19 protein-coding genes, 1 tRNA gene and 1 pseudogene are annotated in these 14,585 nt (G+C 64.5%); 12 read left to right on the plus strand and 9 right to left on the minus strand.

The genetic code is table 11. The features are described from left to right. Nucleotides 1-76: 76 nt before the first annotated feature. Nucleotides 77-643, minus strand: a complete 567-nt coding sequence (gene hpt / locus LT974_RS04090) for a hypoxanthine/guanine phosphoribosyltransferase (RefSeq protein ID WP_232589395.1) — start codon at nucleotides 641-643, stop codon at nucleotides 77-79. A 111-nt stretch (nucleotides 644-754) separates the two neighbouring features. On the opposite strand from hpt, the gene LT974_RS04095 reads away from it, so the two are divergent. Both LT974_RS04095 and LT974_RS04100 read left to right on the plus strand, forming a co-directional pair. Continuing rightward, on the plus strand, nucleotides 755-1,126 hold the full coding sequence (locus tag LT974_RS04095; protein WP_232589396.1) for a MarR family transcriptional regulator: 372 nt from the start codon (nucleotides 755-757) through the stop codon (nucleotides 1,124-1,126). Beyond that, complete coding sequence (locus LT974_RS04100) at nucleotides 1,123-1,479, plus strand: type II toxin-antitoxin system PemK/MazF family toxin (RefSeq protein WP_232589397.1); 357 nt, start codon at nucleotides 1,123-1,125, stop codon at nucleotides 1,477-1,479. Before LT974_RS04095 ends, LT974_RS04100 begins: the two co-directional genes overlap by 4 nt. 23 nt (nucleotides 1,480-1,502) lie before the next feature. On the opposite strand, the gene LT974_RS04105 is transcribed toward LT974_RS04100, so the two are convergent. Then, on the minus strand, nucleotides 1,503-2,567 hold the full coding sequence (locus LT974_RS04105) for an iron transporter (RefSeq protein ID WP_232589398.1): 1,065 nt from the start codon (nucleotides 2,565-2,567) through the stop codon (nucleotides 1,503-1,505). Further along, nucleotides 2,560-3,831, minus strand: coding sequence for a Dyp-type peroxidase (locus LT974_RS04110; protein ID WP_232589399.1), 1,272 nt, complete (start codon nucleotides 3,829-3,831; stop codon nucleotides 2,560-2,562). The genes LT974_RS04105 and LT974_RS04110 overlap by 8 nt, the downstream gene beginning before the upstream one ends. A 101-nt stretch (nucleotides 3,832-3,932) precedes the next feature. Here LT974_RS04110 and LT974_RS04115 point away from each other — a divergent pair, with 101 nt between their 5' ends. After that, entirely contained in the window at nucleotides 3,933-5,039 is a 1,107-nt protein-coding gene (locus LT974_RS04115; protein ID WP_232589400.1) for a hypothetical protein, read from the plus strand. Here LT974_RS04115 and LT974_RS04120 read toward each other — a convergent pair. Then, nucleotides 5,036-5,545 (minus strand): winged helix-turn-helix transcriptional regulator, encoded by a 510-nt coding sequence (locus LT974_RS04120; RefSeq protein ID WP_232589401.1) that lies wholly within the window; start codon nucleotides 5,543-5,545, stop codon nucleotides 5,036-5,038. The genes LT974_RS04115 and LT974_RS04120 overlap by 4 nt on opposite strands. Beyond that, nucleotides 5,542-5,877, minus strand: coding sequence for a DUF7471 family protein (locus LT974_RS04125; RefSeq protein WP_232589402.1), 336 nt, complete (start codon nucleotides 5,875-5,877; stop codon nucleotides 5,542-5,544). Before LT974_RS04125 ends, LT974_RS04120 begins: the two co-directional genes overlap by 4 nt. Nucleotides 5,878-5,989: 112 nt before the next feature. Here LT974_RS04125 and LT974_RS04130 point away from each other — a divergent pair, with 112 nt between their 5' ends. Beyond that, on the plus strand, nucleotides 5,990-6,394 hold the full coding sequence (locus tag LT974_RS04130; protein ID WP_232589404.1) for a CBS domain-containing protein: 405 nt from the start codon (nucleotides 5,990-5,992) through the stop codon (nucleotides 6,392-6,394). Nucleotides 6,395-6,464: 70 nt separating this feature from the next. Here the strand turns inward: LT974_RS04130 and LT974_RS04135 are convergent, their stop codons facing one another. Together LT974_RS04135 and LT974_RS17860 are read right to left on the minus strand one after the other, a co-directional pair. Continuing rightward, nucleotides 6,465-7,064 (minus strand): hypothetical protein, encoded by a 600-nt coding sequence (locus tag LT974_RS04135; RefSeq protein WP_232589405.1) that lies wholly within the window; start codon nucleotides 7,062-7,064, stop codon nucleotides 6,465-6,467. Between the two features lie 124 nt (nucleotides 7,065-7,188). Beyond that, nucleotides 7,189-7,328, minus strand: a pseudogene (locus LT974_RS17860) (methionine synthase); the annotation flags it as partial. A 172-nt stretch (nucleotides 7,329-7,500) separates the two neighbouring features. Here LT974_RS17860 and LT974_RS04140 point away from each other — a divergent pair. The 4 genes from LT974_RS04140 (at nucleotide 7,501) to LT974_RS04155 (ending at nucleotide 10,791) form a co-directional block, all read left to right on the plus strand. Next, nucleotides 7,501-8,718: an MFS transporter gene (locus tag LT974_RS04140; protein WP_232589406.1), complete on the plus strand. Its 1,218-nt coding sequence runs from the start codon at nucleotides 7,501-7,503 to the stop codon at nucleotides 8,716-8,718. A 520-nt stretch (nucleotides 8,719-9,238) separates the two neighbouring features. Next, nucleotides 9,239-9,490 (plus strand): hypothetical protein, encoded by a 252-nt coding sequence (locus LT974_RS04145; protein ID WP_232589407.1) that lies wholly within the window; start codon nucleotides 9,239-9,241, stop codon nucleotides 9,488-9,490. Then, complete coding sequence (locus tag LT974_RS04150) at nucleotides 9,491-10,378, plus strand: hypothetical protein (protein ID WP_232589408.1); 888 nt, start codon at nucleotides 9,491-9,493, stop codon at nucleotides 10,376-10,378. After that, nucleotides 10,378-10,791 (plus strand): hypothetical protein, encoded by a 414-nt coding sequence (locus LT974_RS04155; protein ID WP_232589409.1) that lies wholly within the window; start codon nucleotides 10,378-10,380, stop codon nucleotides 10,789-10,791. The genes LT974_RS04150 and LT974_RS04155 overlap by 1 nt, the downstream gene beginning before the upstream one ends. On the opposite strand, the gene LT974_RS04160 is transcribed toward LT974_RS04155, so the two are convergent. Beyond that, entirely contained in the window at nucleotides 10,779-11,414 is a 636-nt protein-coding gene (locus tag LT974_RS04160) for an IS6 family transposase (RefSeq protein ID WP_232589411.1), read from the minus strand. The two genes, LT974_RS04155 and LT974_RS04160, sit on opposite strands and share 13 nt — an antisense overlap. A 468-nt stretch (nucleotides 11,415-11,882) precedes the next feature. Next, nucleotides 11,883-11,954 (minus strand) — tRNA-Ala (locus tag LT974_RS04165). A gap of 251 nt (nucleotides 11,955-12,205) precedes the next feature. Between LT974_RS04165 and LT974_RS04170 the strand changes: the two genes are divergently transcribed. From LT974_RS04170 to LT974_RS04185, 4 genes are read left to right on the plus strand one after another with little or no spacing between them, the layout of a single operon-like run. Next, nucleotides 12,206-12,670, plus strand: coding sequence for a 30S ribosomal protein S15 (locus tag LT974_RS04170; RefSeq protein WP_058981981.1), 465 nt, complete (start codon nucleotides 12,206-12,208; stop codon nucleotides 12,668-12,670). Next, the gene (locus tag LT974_RS04175) at nucleotides 12,671-13,729 is read left to right on the plus strand and encodes a hypothetical protein (RefSeq protein WP_232589412.1); all 1,059 of its coding nucleotides are present in this window, start codon (nucleotides 12,671-12,673) and stop codon (nucleotides 13,727-13,729) included. It abuts the gene before it with no gap. Next, on the plus strand, nucleotides 13,726-13,965 hold the full coding sequence (locus LT974_RS04180) for a KEOPS complex subunit Pcc1 (RefSeq protein ID WP_232589413.1): 240 nt from the start codon (nucleotides 13,726-13,728) through the stop codon (nucleotides 13,963-13,965). Before LT974_RS04175 ends, LT974_RS04180 begins: the two co-directional genes overlap by 4 nt. Then, nucleotides 13,962-14,585: a 30S ribosomal protein S3ae gene (locus tag LT974_RS04185; protein ID WP_232589414.1), complete on the plus strand. Its 624-nt coding sequence runs from the start codon at nucleotides 13,962-13,964 to the stop codon at nucleotides 14,583-14,585. The genes LT974_RS04180 and LT974_RS04185 overlap by 4 nt, the downstream gene beginning before the upstream one ends.

Here is a 14,585-nt window from a genome sequence, read left to right on the forward strand (position 1 = left end):
TAGCCAGTACTGGCCAGGCAGCCGCAAAAACCCTTGCGACCAATTACCATGCTCCTTGACACGAAGCCGGCGGGCGCTACCGGTACTCGTCGACGACCGTGACCTCGCCGTCCGCGACCTCGATGTCCACCAGCGCCGTCACGCCGTGGGGCGAGTCGGCCATCGCGTTCTCCGAGCCGACCTTCCGGATGACTACCACGACGTCCGCGATGTCCGCACCGATGCCGTCGAGGGCGTCCGTGAGCGCGCGCAACGTTCCACCCGTCGACAGCAGGTCGTCGAGCACGAGCACGCGGTCGCCCTCGTCCACGTCGTTGACGTACATCTCACCCTCCGAGTAGCCCGTCTCCTGGTGGATTTCGACCTCGCCGGGGAGCCCGTACTCGCGCTTCCGGACGACCGTCACCGGGAGGTCCGTCTGCAGGCTCACGGCCGTCGAGATGTGGATGCCCATCGCCTCCGGCGTCACGATTTTGTCCACGTCCTCGAGGTCTGCGACCCGCGTGATGCCGACGACGACCTCCCGCAGCAGCGCGGGCTCGAGCATCGGCACGCCGTTGCTGATTGGGAGGACGACGTACTCGTACCCACCCTCTTTCTCGATGACGGGCGCGCGCTGGAAGGACTCGCGTAACCGCTCCATACCCCGCGTTCGCCCGTCGAGCCAAAAGGATGCGGGGTTCGCGTACTTTCGGTGCTTACGTCGATTTCGTCACTAACGCTCTTGTCGCTGGAGGCTCTACGTCCAACCGAGATGTCTATCGACCGCGAAACCTTCGAGAACGCGAGCGAGGACGAGCTCGCGGGACTGTCCGTTCCCGAGCGCGTCCTCGGATTCCTCGCGAGCCACGACGGCCACGCGTTCGAAGCGAGCGAGATTGCCGCTCGCCTCGAACTCGACGAAGGAGCGGTCAGCACCGCCCTCACGCGGCTCAAGGACCGCGACCTCGTCGAACACAAGGCGACGTACTGGGCGGTCACCGACGACGAGCAGCGACTCGCGGAGTACGACGGCTACGAGCGCGCCACCTCCCTGTTCAACGAGCAACTCGGCGAGGAGGACGCGGACGCCTGGCGCGAGCAGTCGCCCGAGGGAGCGCACCCGAGCGTCGACGACGAACAGTGAGCGACGAGGAACCGACGCTGATTTTCGAACCGGGCGACGTCGTCTACGGCGTAGACCCGTTCGACGGTGCCAAGCAGGCACGCCCCTGGCTCGTCCTCTCGAATCACGAGGATCGACCGTTCCACGGCGAACAGTACATCGCGGTTACGTTGACGACGAAATCGTGGATGGACGGACTCCTCGAAATCCCGGACGACGACTGGATACGCGGTGGAACACCCGAACAGAGCCGTATCGTCCCGTGGGGTGTCCAGTCGCTCAGCTCCGACGACATCGCGTTCTGGCAAGGGCGGCTGAGGCAGCGCCTCGTCGACGACGCCGTCGCGTCACTGGTCGACGAAGTCCAACAGTAGCTACCGGGCTGTCGATTCGCCGTTCAGACCGACACGTCCGAGAAGTCGAAGAACGCCGTCTCGTAGCCCTCGTGGCGAGAAATCTGCGGCGGCGTGTCGACGCTCACGGTCACGTTCTCGATGGCACTAGTGGTGGAGACGACCGCGCCGTAGTGGTAGCCGAGGTCGGCGTCGAGCGTCGGCACGAGGTCGCCGTCGAACGCGCGCTCGCTGCCCGCGTCGACGGTCGCCGACAGCGACGCGTTCGGGAGCACGAACCGGTTGTGTGGCGTGCGCAGCGACGCCGCGACGTACGTCTCGTCGTCGCCAGTCGCGAGACTCCCGAGTCGGTCCGCGGTCCCGACGACCAGATTCGCGCCACCCGTCTCGCCCGTGCCCTGCACCGGAATCGGAAACGAGTCGGCGGGCGGGGCCTGCGAGAGCGTCGCACTCTTCATGTCCATCGGGTCGACGGCGCCTTCCGTCCCCTCGCGGTCGGCGGGGATGTCCTCGAACGGGAGGTCGTCGAGGCTGGCGCGGTCGAACGTGAACGAGAAGTCGAACTCCACGGGGTCCGTAGCGGCAGTCTCGCCCGTCCGTCGCGTGGTCGGCGGGACGACGCGCACGGTGGCGTCGTAGTTGCCCTCCGGGCCGAGCGCGACGTTGTCGCCGTGGTGGACGCCCATCTGCTGGGAGAGCATCTGCCACGGCGTCACCGAGGCCGTCTCGCCCTCCGGCCGCGTGTGCTCGATGGTGACGTTCGCTTCCGGCAGCACTGTGCCCGTCTCCGTGTCCCAGACGGCGACCATCAGGTGGACGTCGTCCTCGCCGCGGACGTCCACGCGGTCGGTGTTCGTGGTGCGCACCAGCCAGAAGCGGTGCGGGAACGTGTAGGTGAGCGCGCACGCGTACCGGCCCCGCGTCTGCATCCCGGCCATTTCCATGCCCTCGACGTGCGAAGGAACGTAGGCGGCGTCGGGGCGGTTCTCGGGGAGTGGCGGCTCGCGGGTCGCACGCTCGGTTTCGAGGAAGCCCAGACAGCCCGCGGTCGCGCCGAGTCCAGTAGCGCCTGCTGCTGCGAGGAACGCGCGGCGACTCGGCTTACGCATCGCTGCCCTCCGGAGTGGGGAGCGCGCGCGTCGGCCGCGGCGGCAGCAGGTAGTTGCCGCGGTGGGTGACCGAGAGGTACTGGCGGATGCCGTTGTTCTGCGTGCGGCCGACCGGCGTCTGGCCGCTCACGTCAGTGGCGTTCATCGCCTCGCGCGTGCGCTCGAAGTCCGCGATTTCGCGCTGGAGCGCGAGGAAGTGCACGCCCGCGTGGCCGCCGTCCGTCGAGTCGAAGTCCCGGCGGAGGATGACCGGGCGGCCGTCCTCGCGGACGCGCTGGAACTTTTGGGCGTGCCCGACGACGCCGCGCTCGCTGCCCGTCTCCACGGGGTCGCCGCAGTCGTCCAACTGGGGGCTGTCGCCGAGGTTCTCGCCCGTGCCCTCGACCGCGCCGCTGTCGGCGTGCGCGGGACAGAACATCTGCGCGACGCGGGACTCGCGGTCGTCTTGCTCGTACCACTGTGTGAGGTTCAGGTCGATGTGGGAGGCGTGTTGGGTGGTGCCGCCCGCGAACGGCCCGGACTGGATGGTGACGCGGTCCTCGGTCGCCTGGCTCTTCTCGAAGCCCGACTCGAAGCCCATGTAGAACGGCGCGTCCTCGGGCACGGGCTCGGAGTCCGGGACGCCGCCGGTGTCCTGGTGCTCCGCCGGGAGGCCGTCGCCGACGAACCCGGAGCGTCGGTCCGCGACCGAGAAGACGTCAGTGAGCGCGGCGTCGACGTCGATTCCGTTGGCGGTGTCGCGGTTGCCGCGCATCGCCTCCTCGGCTTCGAGGACGGCGCTGGCGTGGTCGCTGGCGAGGTGGAGGATGGCGTCGGGCGTGTCCAGCGCGGGGTCTTCGAGGGCCGAGAGCGGCTGCGGTTCGGGGAGGTGGACGGCGTCGGGGAGCGCGCTGTCGAAGCGCTCGAAGTACGCCGGCGAGTAGCCCAGCGTCGCCAGCAGTCCATTATTGGACCACTCGTAGGCGCGTTCGAGCGTGCGGAGCGCGGTCTCGACGGTCTCGCGAGCCGCGTCTGTGGGTTCGCCGTCGAGGTCGAGGTGGACGAGCGCGTGGTGGCGCGGCGGCACGACGTTTCCCACGTCGTCCCGCGAGAGGGCGTCGTTCCACGCGTGCTGGCGCTCGGGCAGCGACGCCGGGTCGTCGACGCCAGTCGGAACGTCAGCGTCCTCGCGGTCCATGCACGCCGCGAGCGCGCTCGCGCCGCCGATAGCGACCGCGGACTTGAGGAACGCGCGGCGGCTCACGCCGCGGGAGTCCGGGAGCATGCTCGGGGCTAGCGCGTTCACGCGAAAAGCCGTTCTGGTGCACCCGTCGAATTCGACGCGCGGACCAGAACCCGCAAGCCCCTCCGCACCAGAGGACGACTATGCATCCGTTCCGTGCCGCTGGCCGCGCCGCCGGCCTCGTCGTCGCCGTCGCCGCGCTCGCGAGCCCGGTAGCCGCCCACTCCGGCACCACGCACGCCGGCACGCCCCACTGGCTGTTGTTCGCGCTCGCGTTCGTCGGCATCGGTGTCGCCGTCGTCACGATGGCCGCGTACCGCCGCGGGCGCATCGACGGCACGACGGGCGCCGCCGCGGGCCTCGTCGCCGCGCTCGCCGGCGGGTTCGGGCTCGTCGGCCTCGTCGAACTCCAGGTCGTCGCCGACACCGGCCCCCAGATTCGCTCCGTCTACCCGACGCTGAGTCTCGTCGTCGGCGCTGCGATGGCGGTCGGCAGCCTCGTCGTCGGCCGCCTACGGTGGCCCGAACGCCCGCGCTACGTCGCGCTCGGCGTGCTGCTGGCGGCGTGGGTCGTCTACCCCATCGTGATGCCCAACGGCGGCACCTACCACGTCCTCGGCTACGTGGTCGTCGCGACCGTGGTGTTCGCGGTGGGCTACGTTCTATACCGCGACGCGTGGGGCGTCGTCCAGAGCCTGCGCCGCGACCGCCGGCCGCTCGGCGCGGGCCTCGCCGCGGGCGCGCTGTTCGTCGGCTTCTTCGCGTTCTCCGCGGGGACGCTCACCCTCAACCCCGACCCCGGCGTCGGCGCGCCGACCGAGTCGACGGTCGTCTTCCTGCCCGTCGCCGACCCGCTGGTCGCGTGGCCGGCCGTCGAGTTCGTCTTCCCGTCCGTCCCGATGGCGGGGTTCGTCTCCGTCGGCACCGTCATCATGATGGGACTGCTCGGGAGCCTCGTCGCCGTCAACGTCGGCGTGCTCGTCCAGCAGGCGCGCGCCGAGAGCGCCGCGGACGGCGGTACGTCCGCGCTCGGGATGGTCGCCACGACCGGGGCGACCGCGTGCTGTTGCTGTGCGCCCGCGTTCTACGGCGTGCTCTCCGTGCTCTTCGGCGCTGCTGCCACCCCCGCGTACTGGGCGTTCCTCGACCCGACCTCGCCAGTCGGCGGCGTGTTCTTCGCGGCGAGTGTCGTGCTGTTGCTCGGGAGCATCGTGCGCGCGACGGGCGGCAACCGGCCGGTCGCCGCCTAGTCGAAGAAGTTGTCGAGGAGGCGCTCGAAGCGGTCGACGAACCGGTCGGCCGCGGACGGGTCGACGTCGGCGAGGAGCCGGATGGTCTCTTCTGGACGCGCCAGTACGAGCGTGACGCGGTTGCGCTCGTCGCGATGCTTCTCCACGACGTCGTGCGTGGTGAGCGCGTCGAGGTGGTGTTCGAGCGTCGAACGCGCGACGCCGACGCTGTCCGCGACGTCGGCCGGCCGCGACGGCCCGGTGTCGAGGAGATAGTAGACGGCGTCGCGGGCGGTTTCGCGGCGCGCGAGCGCGACGACGCCGCGCTCCCAGTCGTCGAACGCGGGCGGGAAGTAGTGCGTGCGCCCGGAGATGCGTTCGACCGCGAGGTCGCCCGCGCGGACCAGCCGGCGGGCGTGGTGCTGGACTTGGCCGGGGGCGAGGTCCGTCGCCCGGACGACCGCGTTGAAGTGGACGCCGGGGTCGTTGTGGACGTGCGCGGCGATGCGGTCGCGGGTGTCGGTCACTGTTCGTCACCTCCCGTGGGCGTGCCGGAGACCGAGCGCGCGTACCAGACCGCGGCGATGACGAGCCCCGCCATCAGGACGTCGAGGCCGTGTTCGAGGACGTGGTGGACGTCGCCCGCGAGCAGGCCGCCGACGCTCGCGCCCGCGACGACCGAGCGCGCGAGCAGCGTGCCGAGCGCGAGCGCGACCAGCAAGTAGGGACGGGAGCGCCGCCGCAGGAACGCTGCCAGCGCCGCGCCCGTGAGCAGGGCCGACGCGACGCCCGCGGCAGCGAGCGCGACCACGAGCGGGACGTCCAGGCCTGCAGTCTGGGCGTGCGCGACGGGAAACACGCCCGACAGTTGCGCCGCGGCGAGTGTAGGTCGTTCGGTTTCTCGCGGCGGCCTGCGGCGTCGTAGCGTGGTGGCGGACAACGCTTAACACGCCGCGGCGCTATCTTCGAGTATGGACGATATTTTCGCCGGCCGACTGATGTCGGACAGCATCCACACCGTCACCCCCGACACGCTCGTCGAGGACGCCGCCGAGCTCATGCTCGACAACAGCATCGGCTCGGTCGTCGTCGTCGACGACAACGGCCACCTCGAAGGCATCCTCACCAACACCGACTTCGTCACTATCGTCGCGAAGAGCAAGCCGAAAGCCCAGACCACCGTCGAGCGCTACATGACCACGGACGTCGTCACCACCGGCGCGCAGGACTCCATCCGTGACGTCGCCGACGCCATGCTCGAACACGGCTTCCACCACATGCCCGTCGTCGACGAGGAGGACAACGTCATCGGCATGATTACCACGAAGGACCTCGCGTCGTACATCTCCACCGTTCAGACGCCTAGCCCGGCGTAACCCTCGTCTCGCGTCTTTTTCGCGGAGGCTCGTTCGGTAGTCTCGGATTCCCCGGTAGAGACTCCCCCGCTCAGAACCCCCAGCGGAGCCCGGACATGGTGCCGACGATGGCGACCATGAGCACGAGTTCGACGAGGCTCAGCATGCCGTACTTCTTGTTCAGGTCCGCGAGTCGCGCGTGGTCGGTGTCGTTGGCGGCGATTTCGTCGAACATTCCGGCCGTGAACGTGTGGAGCGGGCCGAATCCGAGCACGAGCAGCGCGGCGGCGAGCGCGACCGCCGCCCACAGCGACGGCGTCGGGGAGTCCCAGAGCCCCATCAGGCCGGCGAGGCCGACGCCGGAGCCGACGACGCCGAGCGACACCGGCTCCATGAGCAGGTTCATCTTCGGGACGAAGCCCTCCGCGAACTCCACGTTCGCCTCCTCGGAGAGGCTCCCCATGACCGGGCCCAGGACGACCGCGCCGAGCACCGCGGTGCCGAACCAGAACGCGCCGAGGAAGAGGTGGACGGTGAACATGATTTGGACGTCCCCGGAGAGGTAGCCCAGGACGGGCAGGACCAGGGGGACGGCGACGGCTCCGACCGCGAACGGTCGGGTGGCGGCGTCGGCCATCGTGCGGTAGCGTTCGCGTCTGTTCGCGGGTCGCTGTGCGTCGGTCAGTGACATTCGGTGGCTCCCCTCACAACGAGTCGTAACTCTGTTGACACTAAATAAGTGATGGGGTTGAAACAATTCGTGGAACGCCGCGAGCGCGTCAGTAGATGCGCTCGGTCGCGATTTCGGCACCCTCGGCGTCCGCGACGGTCGCGTCCCACTCGTCGGGGTCGACGCCCTCGCCGTCCTGGCGCTGCTCCCGGCGGTCGAGCAGTTCCGGCGGTCGGGGAGGCTGCCGGTGTGCGTCGTGCGAATCCAGTCGTCGTTCGCTGTCATTAGATATTCACATAAGTAATAAATACGGGATAAAATATAATTCACAGTATTTACATCCGCGCCCTGGTCCGGAGTCGCTGACTGCTGAGCGCGCGTCGACTCCGCGACGAGCGCCGACGGCCGAAACACAGCTATTATTGCCACACGGCCGCCCGTTCCGAGTAGACGCTACATGGGTTTTCGCACTGCGCTCCGGCAGGAAGTGACGGCATTATGGGGCGGCGGGAAGGGCGTCTCCCTCGTCGCCATCGCGACCGGCTGGGGGCTGCTGAACGGCGGGCGGATGGTCTACCCCGTCATCATCCCCTACCTCCAGACCGACTACGGGCTCTCCCTGACCGTGTCGGGCCTGCTCGTGACCGTGCTGTGGTTCTTCGCGGCAATCGGCCAACTCCCCGGTGGGATGCTCGCCGACCGGTACGACGAGCGCGCGCTCATGGCCGTGAGCGCGGTCGTCGTCGCCGGGGCGCTCGGCCTCGTCGTCACGTCCTCGTCGCCGATCGTCCTGTTCGCGGCGACCGCCGTGTGGGGACTCGGCCACTCGCTGTACCCGATTGCCAGAATCACGATTCTCTCGAAGCTCTACACGCAGCGCCTCGGCAGCGCGCTCGGCGTCACGATGGCGACCGGCGACATCGGCCAGACCGTCCTCCCGCCGATTGCCGCCGCGCTCGCCGCCGCCGTCGCGTGGCAGGCCGGCCTCGGCTTCGTCGCGCCGCTCCTCGTCGTCGCCGGGATTCTCGTCTACGCCACGTCACCGAGCCGGGACGACGGGACAGACGCCGGGACGGACTCGGGGAGCACGCAGTCGCTGCGGGACGCCGTCGACGTCCTCGCGGAACTCCGGACGCCGGAAATCGGGTTCATGACGGTCATCCTCTTCCTCTACATGTTCGTCTGGCAGTCGTTCACCGCGTTCTACCCGACCTACCTCACGTCGGTGAAAGACCTCTCCACCCAGCAGGCGAGCGTGCTCTTCGGGTTCTTCTTCGCGGTCGGCGTGCTCGTCAAGCCGCTGGCCGGCGCGGCCTACGACCGCATCGGGATGCGCCGCTCGCTCATCGGGATTCTGCTGCCGGCCGCCGCGGGCTTCCTCCTGTTGCCCGTCGTCTCCGGCATCTGGCCGCTCGTCGGCATCACCGCGCTCGTCAGCACGATGCTCGGCACCGGCGCCGTCACGCAGTCGTTCCTCGCCGAAGCGTTCTCCGAGGCGACCCAAGGCACCGGCCTCGGCGTCATCCGCACGCTCACCGCGTCGCTGGCCGCCGCCGGCCCGGTCGTCTTCGGCGTCGTCGGCGACCACGGCTACTTCGACGAAGGCTACGTCTTCCTCGCGGTCGTGATGGCCGTCGTCATCGCGCTCACGTACCGGATGCCAGAATCGACGTGAGAGCAGGTGTGCGTCGTCCGTCGAATTCGAGGATTCAGATAGTACACGCTGTCGTTGTTACTCATGGATTCGTACACACGACTTCGCCCGCCGACGTATCCCGGGTCATTCAACGGGTGACTTCAGTCTGACTTCTCGCGTGTTGGGGTCAACGACCTGATTCGATGAGTGAGGCGCGACAAAGGATGCACACACGCTTCGCGGGTTCGAGTGCGGATTCAGGACAGTGATCTCTTGGCGTACTATGCCGTAACTTTGTGCGGAAACTCACTCTGGGAATTCGATAAACCTCAAAGTCCAGTATGACTACTTACTGAATTTGTTGCTCCGCTCTACCCGAATTATGTGTTATCACTTCTCCTCAAAAACACGCTACGAGAAATTGTCGGTTCCTGTCTTCACACCTTTCATATTCGCGCCTGACATATTGCCTCCACGGTACTATCCGCGAGATTGATTATAACAACAAGATTATTATCCCTGGCAGAGCCAGTTGGCATCAGCAACCGATTCCCAACCCATGTCCCCTGAAATCACTTTCGGGCCGGATGCTGCAGAAACTGTTCTGGAGCAGTTCGGGAAAACCACCGACGACGAGGATTATATTATTGACGAAGAGTCAGAGGAGCGCGAGAAGTCATACTACAAAGAGGAAGAGATTCATATTGAGGAGTTAGGTGGACTTATCGATGGGTCTGTTGGCCTAGTCAAAGATGATTTCACAGAAATTCACGAGTATGTGAAGGACAAAGAATCAGACGGGGATGACTAAATGGAAGGGGTTTGGGACAAAGCTCGTCGGCTAGCTACAGATCAGATTCGCAGTGGAGATGTTGATTTGTCAACTATCGAGGAGCTGCGAATTGTGGAACGAGGAAGTGATAGACAACTTATTGACGTTAACCCATCTGAGAATCTATTAAGCATAAATCTTGATGCTCTCGGGGAAGAGGATCGTCAGGGGATGCTTGATGGAATTGTTGCGGCCTTCGAGAGCCAGCAGCGCTTATTTGCTGGGGAACCAAACAAAGTCCGGTCTGCGACTAAGAAAGCACTCACAAGTAGCGACGTGCGAGAGGCTATTAACCAGTTCAGTCAGTTTCTTGACAGCGGCTATCTGATGCTGGTCGAGGAAAGCTTAGTGCTCAACCAAGGCCAACTTGTGGAGCGGCTCCCTAATGACAAAGGTGATGACCTAAAGGAGGATATTGCAAGTACATTTGAGGATGATGTCACTGGTGGAAGTTTTGACCAAGCAATCACAGCTATCCACTTAGCAAGTTCAGGTCACCTTACTTCAGATGGTACTGTGGTTTCTATATTTGAACAACTGAATGATGAAACCGTAGACTATCATCGGATATTTTCTACTATCCTCAAGGAAAATCCATTTCTGCTTATGGTTGGACGCAGGAACCGACGAGACCAAGACGAGCTCGTTGAGGCCTTCAAAAACAAAATGCGGCAAGCAGACCAATATCAGTTCAAGGTTCCGTTTATAGAGGGTCGCGCTGCCGGTGGTCGGAACAGGCAGGCTTTGGAAGAAGTGATTTTGACTGTTCAACGAGATGCATTAACACTGAACTATGACTGCGCTGTCAGAACCGGTGAGACGGTGTATCAGTTGTTCCCTGGGAGCTGGCAGGGAGATCGGAACTGATGGCCACCCGGAAACTGAACACCCTTCTTCGTGATGCGAATTATTTGCTAATCTTTCTTCCTCTAGCGAACCTCCTCTACGTCTTCTCACAAACTGGTGCGGAGTTGGAGTTATTCTTGACTTGTATTGCGGGTCTTGTTTGTGCATATTGGTTAAACTATACTGTCGGTATTCCGGACCCAGCTAAAACGACCTCAGATAACTCGGATCCAGGAGTGTTTGGGGTAATCTATCTCTTCTCGCTCCTTCTTTTGGCAGTTGCTTGGATATACAGTACATACCGTATTTACGAATATACTGGGGCGTCACGAATCTATGCCAATATATTCCTAATCTTCTCAATAGGGTGGCCGATGCTTGTGAGTATTCATTATCTTTTGGACAGCTATATTGGTAGTGTTCAGATAAGCTGATTCCATGCGAAGCTGAAGGATCTGAGCCAATCGTCGGCGGTGGCTGCGTCGGCGTTGCTGAAACAGTTTGAGAACGATGAGGTTCGTCGTTTTATCTCTCGAAAGACACGTTCGACAGCATTCCGATTCCCATGTTTTTCATACTGGAATCGGAGGCCGTGTCGGTTGCAGGCGTCTTTCAGCGGGGGTGCGCCATCAACGAGAAACACGGCATCATCGACGTCGTGTTTCTCCCGGAGCTGTGCGAAAAACGAGCGAGCAATCACGTTCGTACGCGTCGGTTCAAGCTTTGTATGGAGTAATTTGTTTGTGTCGGGATCGACAGCAGCGTACAGCCAGTATTGCTCGTTATTGAGTCGGATCACGGTTTCGTCAACCGCGACGTGATCCGGATTCCGTCCAGACTCGGGCTGTAGGTCGGCCTTGTGCACCCAATTATGAACGGTGGATCGAGCTCGATTGACACCAAATATCTCAAGAATTGAGACAGTATTCGAAAGCGAGAGTCCAGCAAGATGGAGCTGAATACTGAGCTTCATCAGCAACTGCGGTGTCGCTTCTCGTTCAACAAACTCTAAGTCGATCTGGTTGATATTCCCGTTGAGGCGGGTGTTTTCGGGCATAGACACTCAGAAAACGCTCCGCCTCACCTTTCAATCCTTATCTGAACACTGCCGCTATATTGATGAGTACCAGAATTCCCTTTTTTCGGCTGATGAGGGCGACAAAAACGGGTAATGGCGTCTTCGCTCTGACCGAGCTTAGACTCTAGGTGGCTATTCAGCAATAAGAGGTCGGTAGATATGCATCCTACTTCGTGCTTGTCTCAAACTCCTACGGAATTTATGCAACTATGTGGGCGGTGTTTTGCATTAGTGGCCCTGGCCACATCACTAATGAAGAACCTGATACCCCCGTGAGGTTCTCTCTGTGGTGCAGTCGGCCCAACTGTGCTGACGACACTCTACCGAATCAATACACCCGTAGCCCCGTGCCACAAACACGTGTGTGGACTCGTCGGGAGTCTCGTGAGCGGAGCGAACGAGACATCGACGAGTCCACGACTGAGGGAGCGAAGCGACCGAAGGAAGTGGACTCGTCGGGATTTGAACCCGAGGCCTTCCCCGTGCCAGGGGGATGATCTACCACTGATCTACGAGCCCTCGAACGCATCCAAACGTTTCCCGTGGTCGTTGATAAACCCCGCGAATTCATTCGGCGACTCCACGGGGAGATGGAAACCCTTTATGTGCCCGAGGGCATTCTCGGCTGTAGGGAACCACACGGCCGTAGATCCGACGGCGCCGCGCGGGTTCGGACGCAAATTGCGTTCGCTGGCGCGGCTTGGGACTGCGGTAGTGTTCCGGCACCAGTCGGTGCCGCCAGCGTTTCGTGTAGTTCCAATCCGAAAATCATGGCACGAATGCACACGCGCCGCCGTGGGTCGTCCGGTTCGGACCGCCCGGCGGCAGACGAACCACCGGAGTGGAGCGACGTAGACGAAGACGCAATCGAGGACCGCGTGGTGGAGCTCGCCGAGCAGGGGCACGACCCCTCGCAGATTGGCATGAAGCTCCGCGACGAGGGCGTGCAGGGCACGCCGATTCCGGACGTCAAGCTGGCGACCGGGAAGAAGGTCACCGAGATTCTCGAAGAGAACGACGCCAAGTCCGACCTGCCCGAGGACTTCCGCAACCTCCTCGAGCAGGCGATTCGGCTGCGCGAGCACGTTCAGGAGAACGGACAGGACCACCAGAACAAGCGCGCGCTCCAGAACACGGAGTCCAAAATCCGTCGGCTCGCCAACTACTACCGCGGCGACGAGCTCGACGAGGACTTCAAGTACTCCTACGAGAACGCGGTCGAACTGCTCGAATAGATGGCGACGACGGGACGCACCACAGCTGCGACCGAGCCCGACGCCGAGTCGGTGCTGGTCGACGCGGAGTTCGTCCGCGTGATGGCGGCACCGACCGGCGGGAGCATCGCGGCCGCCGCGATGCTCGCAGGGGCGTGCGACGAGCACGACGTACCGTACCAGGTGCGCGTGACTCGCGGCGCGCCGTCGGCTCCGGACGCGGCCGAGACGTCCCTCGTGGCCGTCGGCGTCGAATCGCCGGCTGCCGACGCGTCGTTCGTCGAGGACGCACCGAACGCGGCCTTCGACGCGGCGCTGGAAGCCGGTGCAGCCCCCGACCCAGTAGTGGCGTTCGCGGGCGCACTCGCTGACGGCGTCGAGCCGGCAAGCGACGTCCGGGAGGCTGCCGGGTTGACGCGGCATTCGGGCGTCGGGATTCCGACCGCGGACCTCGCGGCGGGCCTGGCGCACTCGACGCGCGTCCACGCGTCGTTCTCGGGGGACGAGCAGGCGGCGGGCGCGACGCTCGCCGAGCTCGGCCTCCCGCCGGAACTCGACGACGCGGCACAGCGCCGCCTCGCGTCCGTGGTCGCACTCGACGCGACCGGCACGACGGCGCGCGCCGCAGACCGCGTCGCGGACGTCCTTCGCCCGCACGAGACTCCCGCCGGCCCCTTCGAGACTGTCGAGGGGTTCGCGGACGTGCTCGGCGCGCTGGCGTGGGCCGCGCCCGGGCTCGGCGTCGCGCTGGCGCTCGGTGCGGTCGACGCACCGACGGCGCTGGACGCGTGGCGCGACCACGCGACCGACGCGCACGCGGCAGTCCGACGCGCGGACCCGTCGCGGTACAGCGCCGTCGAGGTCGTCGAGGCCGACGCTGCGCAGCCGACAGTCGCGCGACTCGTCCGAGACTACCGGGCTCGCGAACCCGCAGTGCTCGTCGTCGGCGACGACACTGCCGCGCTCGCGACGTCCGACTCGAACGCCCGCGACGTCCTCCCTAACAGCGTGGGGACGTCGACGCTGGCGGTCACAGACGCCGAACCCAACCTCGTAGAGACTGTACGGGGCGAACTATGACGCGGCACGCGACGATGACGACCGCGGTACCGGACCCGGAACTGGTCGCAGCCGCCGTCCGCCCCGACAACACCGCCGAGATGGACACGCGAGTCACGGAGGACGCCGTCGTCACGCGCATCGAGCGAGACGACACCGGCGGCCTCCAGTCGACCGTCGACGACTACGTCGTGAACGTCACGGTGGCGACCGAAGTCGCACAGCACGCAAACCGACACACGACAAACGAATCATGAGCGAACGTTCCGTATCAAAGCAGAGTCAGGAGAAACGGTGGTACACCGTGCTCGCGCCGGAGGAGTTCGACCGGCAGGAGCTCGGCGAGACGCCCGCCGAAGAGCCAGAACAGGTCTACGACCGAACCATCGAGACGACACTCGACGAACTCGTCAACGGCGGCGAGAACAACGTCAAGCTCACCTTTCAGGTGACCGACGTCGGGAGCGACACCGCGTCCACGGAGTTCGTGAAGCACGAACTCACGCGGGACTACAAGCGTAGTCTCGTGCGCCGCGGGTCGTCGAAGATTGGCGTGACCATCACGGTCCTCACGACGGACGACTACCGCGTGAAGATTCAGCCGGTCGCGTACACGACGAAGCAGGCCGACCAGAGCCAGCAGAAGGCCATCCGCCGCACGATGATCGACCTCGTCGAGGAAGCCGGCGAGGAGCGCACGTTCGAAGCGCTCCTCGACTCCATCACGGAGGGTCGGCTCTCCTCGGCCATCTACGACGAAGCGAACACGATCTACCCGCTTCGCCGTGTGGAAGTCCAGAAGGCGACGCTCGAAGCGCCGCCCGAGGAAGTCCACGAGGAAGAGGAGACGGCCGTCGGCGTCGAAGACGAAGCCTAA

This window comes from Halobacterium noricense (assembly GCF_021233435.1).
In the GTDB taxonomy this organism is placed as follows: Archaea; Halobacteriota; Halobacteria; order Halobacteriales; family Halobacteriaceae; genus Halobacterium; species Halobacterium noricense.

Excerpts from the sequence above, each read along its gene's own strand:
- LT974_RS04135 (WP_232589405.1), bottom strand. The coding sequence starts at position 7,064 with ATGTCACTGACCGACGCACAGCGACCCGCGAACAGACGCGAACGCTAC.
- LT974_RS04170 (WP_058981981.1), top strand. The coding sequence starts at position 12,206 with ATGGCACGAATGCACACGCGCCGCCGTGGGTCGTCCGGTTCGGACCGC.
- LT974_RS04180 (WP_232589413.1), top strand. The coding sequence starts at position 13,726 with ATGACGCGGCACGCGACGATGACGACCGCGGTACCGGACCCGGAACTG.
- hpt (WP_232589395.1), bottom strand. The coding sequence starts at position 643 with ATGGAGCGGTTACGCGAGTCCTTCCAGCGCGCGCCCGTCATCGAGAAA.
- LT974_RS04160 (WP_232589411.1), bottom strand. The coding sequence starts at position 11,414 with ATGCCCGAAAACACCCGCCTCAACGGGAATATCAACCAGATCGACTTA.
- LT974_RS04105 (WP_232589398.1), bottom strand. The coding sequence starts at position 2,567 with ATGCGTAAGCCGAGTCGCCGCGCGTTCCTCGCAGCAGCAGGCGCTACT.
- LT974_RS04175 (WP_232589412.1), top strand. The coding sequence starts at position 12,671 with ATGGCGACGACGGGACGCACCACAGCTGCGACCGAGCCCGACGCCGAG.
- LT974_RS04145 (WP_232589407.1), top strand. The coding sequence starts at position 9,239 with ATGTCCCCTGAAATCACTTTCGGGCCGGATGCTGCAGAAACTGTTCTG.
- LT974_RS04155 (WP_232589409.1), top strand. The coding sequence starts at position 10,378 with ATGGCCACCCGGAAACTGAACACCCTTCTTCGTGATGCGAATTATTTG.
- LT974_RS04115 (WP_232589400.1), top strand. The coding sequence starts at position 3,933 with ATGCATCCGTTCCGTGCCGCTGGCCGCGCCGCCGGCCTCGTCGTCGCC.
- LT974_RS04150 (WP_232589408.1), top strand. The coding sequence starts at position 9,491 with ATGGAAGGGGTTTGGGACAAAGCTCGTCGGCTAGCTACAGATCAGATT.
- LT974_RS04185 (WP_232589414.1), top strand. The coding sequence starts at position 13,962 with ATGAGCGAACGTTCCGTATCAAAGCAGAGTCAGGAGAAACGGTGGTAC.
- LT974_RS04130 (WP_232589404.1), top strand. The coding sequence starts at position 5,990 with ATGGACGATATTTTCGCCGGCCGACTGATGTCGGACAGCATCCACACC.
- LT974_RS04140 (WP_232589406.1), top strand. The coding sequence starts at position 7,501 with ATGGGTTTTCGCACTGCGCTCCGGCAGGAAGTGACGGCATTATGGGGC.
- LT974_RS04095 (WP_232589396.1), top strand. The coding sequence starts at position 755 with ATGTCTATCGACCGCGAAACCTTCGAGAACGCGAGCGAGGACGAGCTC.
- LT974_RS04110 (WP_232589399.1), bottom strand. The coding sequence starts at position 3,831 with ATGCTCCCGGACTCCCGCGGCGTGAGCCGCCGCGCGTTCCTCAAGTCC.